Genomic DNA, 11,774 nt, shown 5'->3' with positions numbered 1-11,774 from the left:
ATTGGTGCATAAGAGCGCATCATGTGGATTCATCTTTTCTAGCGGTAAGGTAAGGCTATGACTAGGTCGGCCGCCTGGTGGCGCAGACCGGCAGCTTCGCCCCGCAGGCGCTGCCGGCGGCCCGCAGCGGCAGCTTCGACGACAGCAACCGACAAACCCAGGCCGACGGCCAGACACTGAGCTACGACGCCAACGGCAACCTGCTCTCCGATGGCGTACGCACCTACGTCTGGAACGCACGCGACCAATTGGTCGAGATCAAGCAGGGAACGGCGAGCATCGCCAGTTTCGGCTATGATCCGCTGGGCCGGCGAATCAGCAAGACCGAAGGCGGACAGACGATCAGCTATCTGTACGATGGGCTGGATACGGTGCAGGAAACCCAGGGCGGCACTGTCAACCCGATCCTGACCGGGCTTGGCATCGATGAGCGCTATGCGCGAAACGAAGCCAGCGGACGTGCGTACTTCCTGAGCGATGCGCTTGGCAGCACCCGTGCACTCACCAACGCCAGCGGTGCCTTGATCCAGCGCTACGACTACACGCCTTACGGACAGACCGGCCAGGCCAATACCGGGACCAGTAACCCCTATCAGTACACGGGGCGGGAGCGGGATGCGAGTGGGCTTTATTACTACCGCGCGCGGTATTACCAGCCTGGTGTGGGGCGATTTGCTAGTGAGGATCCGATCGGATTGATTGGCGGAGCCAATGTATACGCTTATGTGGGTGGTAACCCCATGTCTTATATCGATCCTTATGGACTATGGGCTTGGGGCGATGAACTTACGCAAGGGCTAGTAGATTTTTCCGCTGGGATAGGTGATACGTTATCCTTCGGGTTGACGAATTCTGTGCGCGATATGATGGGAACCAATGGGGCTGTTAATCAGTGCTCGGGGCAATACAGTGCTGGTGAATGGAGCGGGATTGGGGTTAGTTTGACCTTTGGCGGTGCTCATCTGGGCAGGAACGCAGTTAACCAAGGGGGCAAAAGGTCTCGAGAGGTTGATTTTCGATAAAAGAACTTGGGGGAGCGTGCAGCGTACTTGGAGTAGAAGCGTGGGAGGTTATTGTGGACGTTTTGAACTTCATCATTGGTTCACTCCACGATCTGCTGGTGGGTCGAATGCCGGTTGGAATTACTTGCCTGTTTCCGGGCGATTAAATAACCTCGTGTCGAATGGTGGAATTGCGTAGAGTATATTTAAATTTACCACACTGGGGATTAATGGCGCTGTTCCAACTGCGATGATGAATGGGTGCGAGTGCAAATGAAGATTATGAAGCGAGGTAGGAATTTATACATCTCTATTGCTTTTGTTGTTTTGGCTGGCGTATGTTTTTTTGCTGGCTATAGGATTTGGTTGCTTTTTTCTATGTTGAGTTTTTTTTACTTTTTGTCCAGTTTTTCTTCTGAAATAAATAGTCGCAGACCCCATGAGATCAATGACTTTGGAAGGTTGGGTGATTTTAATGTAGATGATGATTTGTGTTATGGAATGTACATATCTTTGAATTCAGGCCCTATTTTTATTGATATAAGAAAGGATGATTTTTTGCGCCAGCGTGAAAATTATGCGCAACATTTATACAAAAATAGCAATGATTTAGAGAAGAGTTTAAAAAAATTCATTGCGATGAATCCTGAGTTTTCATCAAGGTCTATAAACTCATTAGGGTTGCATTCCTTGGAGATGCCTGAAAAGCAGGCTGAGGTCTTCTGGGATCCAGAAGGCTATTCTCAAATACGAGGGTTGGAATTTTTCAAGTAAATTTTTGTGAATTCGGAATTTTTGTCATGGCTAATGTGTGCGACCAATTGGGGTTGCGAAATTTATAGCAGCGGCGTTTTAACTGTTCATTGACAGGCTACCGGCCCCGACCGGTGAGGGTGTAGGCCAGTGGAAGGCTCCCGCTACAACAGCAACTGTGACTTGCAATCGGCGATGATCCGCTCGGGCGGGTCACGCGCCTGGACTACGGCGCCCAACCGCTGTCTGACCGCGGTCACCGACCCTGGCGGCTGCACGGCGCGCTTCGCCTGCGATGGCGCGGGCCTGCTGTTGAGCGCCACCAATGCGATCGGTCAGACGATCGCCTTCCAGTACGCCAACGGCAACCTGCTCTCCGATGGCGTGCGTACCTACGTCTGGAATGCACGCGACCAATTGGTCGAGATCAAACAGGGAACGGCGAGCATTGCCAGCTTCGGTTACGACCCGCTTGGCCGAAGAGTGAGCAAGACCGAAGGCGGACAGACGATCAGCTATCTGTACGACGGGCTGGACGCCGTCCAGGAAACCCAGGCCGGCACGGTCAACCCGATCCTGACCGGGCTTGGCATCGATGAGCGCTATGCGCGGAACGAAGCCAGCGGACGTGCGTACTTCCTGAGCGATGCGCTTGGCAGCACCCGTGCACTCATCAACGCCAGCGGTTCCTTGATCCAGCGCTACGACTACACGCCTTACGGACAGACCAGCCAGACCAATACAGGGACCAGCAACCCCTATCAGTACACGGGGCGGGAGCGGGATGCGAGTGGGCTTTATTACTACCGGGCGCGGTACTATCGGCCAGACCTGGGGCGCTTTGTTAGTGAGGACCCCATTGGGTTGGTCGGTGGAGGAAACCCTTATGCCTACGTCCATGGTTCCCCACTGATGTATGGAGATCCTTTAGGTCTTTTTGATTTGCCATCAATTCCCCAGCCGGTAGTAAATGCGGTAGCAGGTTTTGGCGACTCGTTGTCATTTGGCTTGACGAACTACATACGGGATCAATGGGATATTAATGGCGCAGTTGAAAAATGTTCAGGTTATTATTCTGGCGGGCAAGTCGCCGGAACTGTTTATAGTTTAGCTATGCCTCTGAGTCGATTGGGTTACGTGGCAAAAGCCCGTCAGATTCCAAGATTGGGATTGTCTGCAGAGGAAAGCGTAATCGCAAGAAACGCTCTGAAGAATTATTTCAGAGGACCTTTCGCTTACTCATTGAGAAATTGGCATGCCGTCACATATGAAGGCCTGGTGGCGCAAGGAAAGAGTAGCGCCGACATAATTGCTGGCGCAGGAAGAACGAGCATTGGGTGGACATCCGTTTTAGTAGGAGGCGGCTTAATAGGTTCGGCAACGCGCGCAGGAAGAATTGGAGGTAATTGTGGTTGTGGTCAATAAAGTGCTGGTTCGTCGCTATAGGGTTTACGATCCGCTAGAGCAGGATGTCTTTGTCTATGGCGGTGGGGAGTTAAATTTTTTTTCGTCTGGCAATAAGGATTTGAATGTGGCGGGTTGGCTTGTTGATTGGGAGAAAATATTGCGTGGCCCAAAGTGCATAATATTCTTTGAAGACGATGGATTTAAATTTATCGACGTTGGTGGGTTGGTTTTTAAAATTGGGCATGGAGTTGAGGTGCATTGCGTTCGAAATATTTTTATTTCAAAATTTAGTGTTCTTAATAACGGCGTGCCGGCTGCGTCTGTTACATACCTAACTCCTTGGTGGCGACTAATTTTTGATGATGGCAGTCACCCGGATTTGCAATTTCCTTTGGAGTATTTCTCTAAGTTGTGGAACGATAATATTTTCATATTTAACAAGGTTGGTTAGTTCTGGGTGATAAGTGGATGTGAGTGTGGATAAAGATTATGGTGGGAGGTGGGGTTTCTTCTATGGCTGTTGCTCTTCCTGTTTTGGTGGGTTTATTTTTTGATGAATAGAATTTTGTTATTTTTCTGCATTGGGTTTTTTGATTTTTGTCTAGTAGCTCTCCCGGGATAATGGTTGCCAATCATCTAAGGTCAATAACTTTGGAAGGTTGGGTGATTTTGATGCAGATGATGAATTCGGACGGCAGGGCCCTGGGCGAGATCGGCTATGGCTACGGCTACGACTAGGTCGGCCGCTTGGTGGCGCAGATCGGCAGTAACAACCGTCAGGCCCAGGCCGATGGCCAGGCGCTCAGCTACGACGCCAACGGCAACTTGCTTTCCGACGGCGTACGCACCTATGTCTGGAACGCGCGCGACCAGTTGGTCGAAATGAAATAGGGGACAGCAAGCATTTCCAACTTCGGTTACGACCCGCTGGGCCGAAGAATGAGCAAGGCCGAATGCGGACAGACGATCAGCTATTTGTATGATGGACTGGATGCGGTGCAAGAGACGCAGGGCGGCACCGTCAACCTGATCCTGACAGGGCTTGGTATGGATGAGCGCTATGCGCGGAATGACGTCAATGGCCGAGCGCATTTCCTGGCAGATCATCTGGGCAGTATGCGGAGCAAGGCGGCTGACATTGGTAGCCGCCATGGCTATTGGTGGTAGTGCCGTTGTGGAGGATAGGGGGTGAGAATTGAGGTTCGCATAAGGGAATCAGAGATTCGCTTTCGTAATGGAATTAAGCTTGTTTCGTTTGTTGCTGTTGCGGCAGCTATCGCATGGATTATAAATGAATTGTGGCTGGCGAAGCTTTTTCTTTTTTTTGTTTTGTTTTTTTCTGTCGTTACAACGTTTGAATTTTTTAATGCTTGGCGGCTTAAGAAAAGGCTGCAATGATTATTGACTGCTGGTGTATATCGGACTTGGTATGTATGAGATCACTACGTGCAATGAAGCTAGTGGGCATGCGTCCGCTCGCATTGATTTTGGCTTTGCTGAGGCGGCCTAGGGAATGAGACGGTCAGTATTATCCTTTTGGGGATTAAAAGTGTATCTGCCATGAATAAATTCGATTGTCATATTTATGCGTGCCGTTGATTTCCTCTCGGTGTATGGCGCAAACACATTCTCCGTTCTGTGCTACGGTATTTTTAGCGCGGCTTCCTTGCCGGCAGCTTATGCAATGCTGAAGCGGGATATCAGTTCGCGGAGCGAAGCGTCCGTTTACAGGATGCTTGGCGAAGATTGGCCGAACGGCGTACTGCTCCTCGAGACGGTCGTGGCTGCTCCGGATGCGATCTCTGCAGAAATTCATCGGGCCTTGGCAAGCATGTTCGATGCGGAGGGCTGCAGGTTCTCCCTGTGCATGTATGACGGGGCTTTTAATCGCTATGAAAGTTTGTTTTCTCCAGATTTTTTCGATCAGGTGTATGCGTTCGCGTTCCGCAAGAACGACCATGTCGTCAATCTCGATGCGTCATTGCTTGCCTCCGGGCAATGGAAGGACATTATCGCTGCCTGTCGACTGAGAGCCTCGATCTAGGAGGAATGGTCCTTGTGCCGGCGGGCCTGTGGCGAACGACTCCGTCTCGGTTCGACATTGATTGCCTACCAGACGTCACCGTCACGGATTCGGCCATGATCCATGACGGTGAGGCCATCGAACTGGCAAGCGATCAGGTGCGTCATCTGCCCGTATGCGGTCCCGGATCTGCGCAGTGTGCAATGTCGGTTCTACTGCGGTGCAGCAAAATCTCCGCAGCGACGCTGCCTATGCTGGTGAAGCAAGACAAGTCCATGCCAGTCACCCCAAGCAAACCCGGTATTCCATCGCTATAGCGTCAGCCGATATCCCGGCGACATCGGGGCATACCTCGCGGTGCGGTTGACAGGCTTGGGGCGATTCGGGAAGCGTAGGCGCCGGCCGCACCTCGGCGTGTGCGGTCCGGCCGCGACATGGCATGCGTTCGCCGTTCCTGGGAGGGAGTCTCTTGCACACACAGACCGCTGGCGCGCGCGCGCCGCTTCGCACGGCGCTGGCCGCGGCCGCTGCGCTTGGCCTGCTGGCGTTGGCCGCCGCCGTTCCCGGTCGCTCCGTGCCGGTCGCACCGGCGGCTGCGCCGCCGCCGCCGATCCATCCGGACCGGTGGCCGTCGCCGGCCTGGCCATTGAAGGAGGATCCGGCGCTGGAGGCGCGCATCACCAAGCTGATGGCGCAGATGTCGGTGGAGCAGAAGGTCGGGCAGACCGTGCAGGGCGACATCGGCAGCATGACCCCGGAGGACGTGCGCAAGTACCACATCGGCTCGGTGCTGGCCGGCGGCAATTCCGATCCGGGCGGCAAGTACGACGCCAGTCCGGCGCAGTGGCTGGCGCTGGCCGATGCCTACTACGCGGCGTCGATGCAGCCCGACGGCACCGGACCGGCGATTCCGATCATCTTCGGCATCGACGCGGTGCACGGGCAGAGCAACATCGTCGGCGCCACGCTGTTCCCGCACAACATCGGCCTGGGCGCGACCCGCGACCCGGAGCTGATGCGCAAGATCGGCGAGATCACCGCCGCCGAGACGCGGACCACCGGCATGGAGTGGACCTTCGCGCCGACCGTGGCGGTGCCGCAGGACGACCGCTGGGGCCGCACCTACGAAGGCTATTCCGAGTCGCCCGAGGTGGTGGCCAGCTTCGCCGGCAAGGTGGTCGAGGGGCTGCAGGGCGTCCCCGGCACCCCGGGTTTCCTGGACGGGTCGCACGTGATCTCCTCGGTCAAGCACTTCCTCGGCGATGGCGGCACCACCGACGGCAAGGACCAGGGCGATACCCGGATCAGCGAGCAGCAACTGCGCGACATCCACGGTGCCGGCTATCCGCCGGCGATCGCCGCCGGCGCGCAAACGGTGATGGCCTCGTTCAACAGCGTCAACGGGGTCAAGATGCACGGCAACAAGGTCATGCTGACCGACGTGCTGAAGGGGCAGATGCATTTCGGCGGCTTCGTGGTCGGCGACTGGAACGGCCACGGCCAGGTGCCCGGCTGCCGCAACGACGATTGCCCGGCCGCGTTCAACGCCGGCGTGGACATGCTGATGGCCCCGGACAGCTGGAAGGGCGTCTACGAGAACGCGCTGAAGGCGGTGAAGTCGGGCGAGATCCCGATGGCGCGGCTGGACGATGCGGTGCGGCGCATCCTGCGGGTGAAGCTGCGCCTGGGCCTGTTCGAGGCCGGCAAGCCATCGCAGCGCCCGCTCGGCGGCAAGTTCGCATTGCTCGGCGCGCCCGAGCACCGCGCGGTGGCGCGGCGGGCGGTGCGCGAATCGCTGGTGCTGCTGAAGAACCAGCAGCAACTGCTGCCGCTGAAGCCGCAGCTCAAGCTGCTGGTGGCCGGCGACGGCGCCAACGACATGGGCAGGCAGGCCGGTGGCTGGACCCTGAACTGGCAGGGCACCGGCACCAAGCGCGCCGACTATCCCAACGGCACCACCATCTGGGAGGGCCTGCAGCAGCAGGTCAGCGCCGCCGGCGGCAGCGCCGAACTGGCGGCGGACGGCAAGTTCGCGACCAAGCCGGACGTGGCGGTGGTGGTGTTCGGCGAACATCCCTACGCCGAGTTCCAGGGCGACATCGCCACGCTGCTGTACAAGCCCGGCGACGACAGCGACCTGGAACTGATCAAATCGCTCAAGGCGCAAGGCATCCCGGTGGTGGCGGTGTTCCTGAGCGGGCGGCCGCTGTGGGTGAACCGCGAGATCAATGCCGCCGATGCTTTCGTCGCGGCCTGGTTGCCGGGCTCGGAAGGCGCCGGCATCGCCGACGTGCTGCTGCGCAAGCCGGACGGCAGCGTGCAGTACGACTTCCACGGCAAGCTGAGCTTCTCCTGGCCGCGCACCGCGGTGCAGTTCGCCAACAACGTCGGGCAGAAGAACTACAGCCCGCAGTTCGCTTTCGGCTACGGCCTCACCTACGAGGACAAGGGCGATCTGAGCCGCCTGTCCGAGGTGTCGGGCGTGTCCGGTGCGCAGGCGGTGGGCGGGGTGTACCTGGATCGCGGCAAGCCGGCGGCGGGCATCAACCTGATCCTGTTCGGCGCCACCCAGGCCAACCTGCCGGCGGCGACCTTCCCGGCGGCGCTGGCCGACGGCTCGCTGAAGGTCACCGCGATCGACCACAAGGCACAGGAGGATGCGCGGCGCTTCGTCTGGTCCGGCAGCGGCACGTCCGGCTTGGCGCTGGTGTTGCCCAAGCCGCTGGACGTCTCGCGCGAGAGCAACGGCGACGTGCAATTGATCCTGACCGTCAAGGTGGATGCGGCGCCCGCCGCCGCCCGCATCGGCGTGGCCTGCGGCCACGACTGCGGCGCTCGGCTGGACCTCGGCAAGGCGCTGACCGCGCTGCCCAAGGGCGAGTGGCGCACCCTCGGCGTGCCGCTGAAGTGCTTCGCGGTGGCCGGCGCCGACCTGACCCGGCTCGAGCGCCTGCCGTTGATCGAGAGCGACGGCGCGCTGGATCTGTCGCTGTCGCGGATCGCGCTGGGCAGCAGCAACGACGCGCAGCGCGTGGTCGACTGCCCGCTGCGCTGAGCGGCGGCGCAGGCGGCCACTGCGTCGCCATGGCAAACACGAACGGCGCCGCCCGGGTGGGCGGCGTCATGGACAACGATGCGAACCGGGCTGTGGCCCGCAGGAGAAGGCAGTGGGTCTGGCGACGTTGGATGTGGCGATCGTAGTGGTGTATCTGGCGGGCATCTTCCTGCTCGCGCAATGGGTCTCGCGGGAGAAGGCCGGGCACCGCAAGAGTGCCGAGGACTACTTCCTGGCCAGCAAGACCCTGCCGTGGTGGGCGATCGGTGCCTCGCTGATCGCGGCGAACATCTCCGCCGAGCAGATCATCGGCATGGCCGGCTCCGGCTACGCGATCGGCCTGGCGATCGCCTCCTACGAGTGGATGGCGGCGCTGACCCTGTTGATCGTCGGCAAGTTCTTCCTGCCGATCTTCCTGCGCAACGGCATCTACACCATGCCGCAGTTCCTGGAGCAGCGCTACGGCAAGTGGATCCGCACGCTGATGGCGGTGTTCTGGCTGCTGCTGTACGTGTTCGTCAACCTGACCTCGATCCTGTGGCTGGGCTCGATCGCGGTGAGCCAGGTCACCGGCATGGACCAGACCCTGGCGCTGGCGCTGATCGGCGTGTTCGCGCTGGTGTACCAGCTCTACGGCGGGTTGAAGGCGGTGGCGCTGACCGACATCGTGCAGGTCACTCTGCTGGTGCTGGGCGGTTTGCTGGTCGCCGGGCTGACGCTGTCGCGGATCGGCGACGGTGCCGGCGTGCTCGCCGGCTTCCGCCACCTGTGGAACGCGCACCCCGAGCACTTCCACATGATCCTGTCCAAGGACAACCCGTTCTACAAGGATCTGCCGGGCCTGAGCGTGCTGATCGGCGGCCTGTGGGTGATGAACATCAGCTACTGGGGCTTCAACCAGTACATCATCCAGCGCGCGCTGGCGGCCAAGAACATCGGCGAGGCGCAGAAGGGCATGGTGTTCGCCGCGTTCCTGAAGCTGCTGATGCCGGTGGTGGTGGTGGTGCCGGGCATCGCCGCGGTGGTGCTGGCGCCGGACCTGGCCAAGCCGGACCAGGCCTATCCGACCATGATGCAGTTGCTGCCCAGCGGCATCCTCGGCCTGGTGTTCGCCGCGCTGGTGGCGGCGATCGTGGCCTCGCTGGCGTCCAAGATCAATTCGGTGGCGACCATCTTCACCCTGGATTTCTACGCCAAGTTCCGCCCGCAGGCCGACCAGCCGCAGCTGGTGCGGGTCGGCCGCGTGGCGGCGGTGACCTCGGTGCTGATCGGCATCCTCACCGCGCGGCCGCTGCTGGGCAACTTCGACCAGGGCTTCCAGTTCATCCAGGAATTCACTGGCTTCTTCACCCCGGGCGTGGTGGTGATCTTCATGCTCGGCCTGTTCTGGAAGCGCGCCAACGAGGCCGGCGCGCTGACCGCGGCGATCGGCTCGGTACTGCTGTCGTTCGCGCTCAAGAAGCTGTGGCCGGAACTGCCGTTCATGGACCGCATCGGCCTGGTGTTCGTGCTCTCGCTGGTGGCGGCGGTGGTGGTGTCGCTGCTGACCCCGCAGGCGCCGGCGCGCGACCTGATCCGCACCGACGACGTGCGCTACGGCACCACGCTGGGCTTCAAGCTCGGCGCCGCGGCGGTGATCGCGATCCTGGTGGCGTTGTACGCGGTGTTCTGGTGAGCCACGGCCGGGCCGTGGCGCGGCACGCTCAGGCGTCGTCGCCCTGCCACGGCTCGGCCAGCCAGGCGTCGAGCGCCTCGGCCGGCATCGGCCGCGCGATCCAGTAGCCCTGGCCTTCGTCGCAGCCCCAGTCGCGCAGCATCTTGTAGACGGTTGCGCTCTCGATGCCCTCGGCCACCACCTGTTGGCCGAAGTCGTGGCCGAGATGGATCATCGACGGCACCAGCATGCCGTCGCTGCGGCTGCCGGGCAGGGCGCGGATGAACGACTGGTCGATCTTCAGCGCGCTGGCCGGGATGTTCTTGAGATAGCCGAGGTTGCTGTAGCCGGTGCCGAAGTCGTCGATGGCGATCTTCACCCCCAGCGCGCTGATCTGCTGCAGCTGTTCGGCCACCCGCTGCGGATCGCGGATCATCGCGCTCTCGGTGAATTCGATTTCCAGTGCGCCGGGCGCCAGCGCATGCTGGTGCAGCAGCGCCTGCAGCCGGGCGATGAAGTCGGCCTGTTCCAGGTCCACCGCCGACACGTTCAGCGACACGCTGAAGGTATAGCCGCGCTGCTGCCACAGCGCCGCCTGGGCGATGCCGGTGCGCAGCACCCAGGCGGTGATGCGGCTCATCAAGGCGGTCTTTTCCGCCAGCGGGATGAAGTCGTTCGGCGCCACCTGTCCCAGCAAGGGATGCTGCCAGCGCAGCAGCGCTTCCACGCCCACGCAGTCGCCGCTGCGCAGGCTCACCCGTGGCTGGTAGTGCAGGCTCAGTTGGCCGCGCGCCTCCAGCGCTTCGGGCAAGGCGGCCAGGATCCGGAAGGCATTGCGCTGGTTGGCGTCGTGGTTGCGCTCGTACAGGCTCCAGCGCTGCCCACGCTGGCGCGCCATGTCCACCGCGGTGGTCAGTGAGCGCACCGTGTGATTGGCGCTGAGCGCCCCGTCCAGGCGCACCGCGCCCAACGAGGGGCTGGCCGCATGCGGAATGCCCTGGTGGTCGATCGCCGCGGCGAAGGCGTCGCAGACGTGCTCGCACCAGTACTCCAGATGCGCCGTGTCGCTGCCTTCCATGATGAACACGAAGGTGGTGGTGTCGATGCGGTACAGCGGCAGGTTGCCCAGCGCCTTGCGCAGGCGGTCGCGGGCGGCCAGCAGGTAGCCCTCGGCATACTCCCAGCCCAGTGCCTTGACCATGTCGCGGAAATAGTCGATGCCGCACACGTCGATCGCCACCGCGGTGTCGTGGTGGTCGGCGGTCTGCAGCGACAGCCACATGGTCAGGTCGTCGTTGAAGCGGCTGCGGTTGGGCAGGCCGGTTAGCGCATCGACGAAGCCGCTGTTGCGCAGGGTATCGATGCGCACCATCAGCAGGTCGCGCAGGTCCTGCAGGGTGCGGCGCGCGACCTCGTCGAACTCGTGGCGCGGCTCGCTGTCGATCACGCACAGCGTACCGAGGCTGGCGCCGTCGGCCATCAGCAGCGGCGCCCCGGCGTAGAAGCGGATGAACGGCGGGCCGGTGACCAGCGGGTTGTCGCGGAAACGCGGGTCCTGGCGGGCATCGGGCACCACCATCAGTTCCGGGCTGTGGATCGCGTAGGCGCAGAACGCCTGGCTGCGCGGCGTCTGCGGCACCTCCAGGCCGACCCGGGACTTGAACCACTGGCGCTGTTCGTCGATCAGCGAGACCAGCGCGATCGGCACCCGCAGGTAGCGGGACGCCAACTGCGTGACCAGATCGAAGACCTGGTCGGCCGGCGTATCCAGCAGGCACAGCTGGCGCAGGGCGCTGAGCCGTTGCGGCTCGTCCAGCAAGGCGGGTGGGGGAGATTTCAGCATGCCGGGTTAGCGGCCCGGCGCCAGGGGACTTGAGCGCC

Annotated in this window: 11 protein-coding genes; 10 read left to right on the top strand and 1 reads right to left on the bottom strand. The window is 60.7% G+C overall.

Going from position 1 to position 11,774, the window contains the following annotated elements:
• The first annotated feature begins 77 nt into the window (after positions 1–77).
• The 10 genes from AC1PMG_RS11950 to AC1PMG_RS11905 all read left to right on the top strand — a co-directional run bounded on the left by AC1PMG_RS11950 (position 78) and on the right by AC1PMG_RS11905 (position 9,914).
• Positions 78–1,022 carry an RHS repeat-associated core domain-containing protein gene (locus AC1PMG_RS11950; protein ID WP_481109027.1) on the top strand — a complete coding sequence of 315 codons (945 nt, stop codon included), beginning with the start codon at positions 78–80 and terminating at the stop codon, positions 1,020–1,022.
• Positions 1,023–1,274: 252 nt separating this feature from the next.
• Entirely contained in the window at positions 1,275–1,775 is a 501-nt protein-coding gene (locus tag AC1PMG_RS11945) for a hypothetical protein (RefSeq protein WP_481109026.1), read from the top strand.
• 129 nt (positions 1,776–1,904) lie between these two features.
• Entirely contained in the window at positions 1,905–3,179 is a 1,275-nt protein-coding gene (locus AC1PMG_RS11940; protein WP_481109025.1) for an RHS repeat domain-containing protein, read from the top strand.
• A complete protein-coding gene (locus AC1PMG_RS11935; RefSeq protein WP_481109024.1) occupies positions 3,163–3,612 on the top strand; it encodes a hypothetical protein in 450 nt (149 codons plus the stop codon). Before AC1PMG_RS11940 ends, AC1PMG_RS11935 begins: the two co-directional genes overlap by 17 nt.
• Before the next feature lie 299 nt (positions 3,613–3,911).
• Positions 3,912–4,052, top strand: a complete 141-nt coding sequence (locus AC1PMG_RS11930) for a hypothetical protein (protein ID WP_481109023.1) — start codon at positions 3,912–3,914, stop codon at positions 4,050–4,052.
• Between the two features lie 48 nt (positions 4,053–4,100).
• Positions 4,101–4,328, top strand: a complete 228-nt coding sequence (locus AC1PMG_RS11925; protein ID WP_481109022.1) for a hypothetical protein — start codon at positions 4,101–4,103, stop codon at positions 4,326–4,328.
• 21 nt (positions 4,329–4,349) lie between these two features.
• Entirely contained in the window at positions 4,350–4,559 is a 210-nt protein-coding gene (locus AC1PMG_RS11920; protein ID WP_481109021.1) for a hypothetical protein, read from the top strand.
• Between the two features lie 187 nt (positions 4,560–4,746).
• Positions 4,747–5,205 carry a hypothetical protein gene (locus tag AC1PMG_RS11915; protein ID WP_481109020.1) on the top strand — a complete coding sequence of 153 codons (459 nt, stop codon included), beginning with the start codon at positions 4,747–4,749 and terminating at the stop codon, positions 5,203–5,205.
• Between the two features lie 418 nt (positions 5,206–5,623).
• Positions 5,624–8,239, top strand: coding sequence for a glycoside hydrolase family 3 protein (locus AC1PMG_RS11910; protein ID WP_481109019.1), 2,616 nt, complete (start codon positions 5,624–5,626; stop codon positions 8,237–8,239).
• A gap of 112 nt (positions 8,240–8,351) precedes the next feature.
• On the top strand, positions 8,352–9,914 hold the full coding sequence (locus tag AC1PMG_RS11905; protein ID WP_481109018.1) for a sodium/sugar symporter: 1,563 nt from the start codon (positions 8,352–8,354) through the stop codon (positions 9,912–9,914).
• Positions 9,915–9,942: 28 nt separating this feature from the next.
• Here AC1PMG_RS11905 and AC1PMG_RS11900 read toward each other — a convergent pair whose 3' ends face one another.
• Positions 9,943–11,736 (bottom strand): putative bifunctional diguanylate cyclase/phosphodiesterase, encoded by a 1,794-nt coding sequence (locus AC1PMG_RS11900; RefSeq protein WP_481109017.1) that lies wholly within the window; start codon positions 11,734–11,736, stop codon positions 9,943–9,945.
• Positions 11,737–11,774 lie beyond the last annotated feature (38 nt).

It is taken from the genome of Xanthomonas sp. NCPPB 2250 (genome assembly GCF_056725265.1).
Note: the sequence above shows the minus strand (reverse complement) of the source record. Positions and strands in the feature narration are given on the sequence as shown.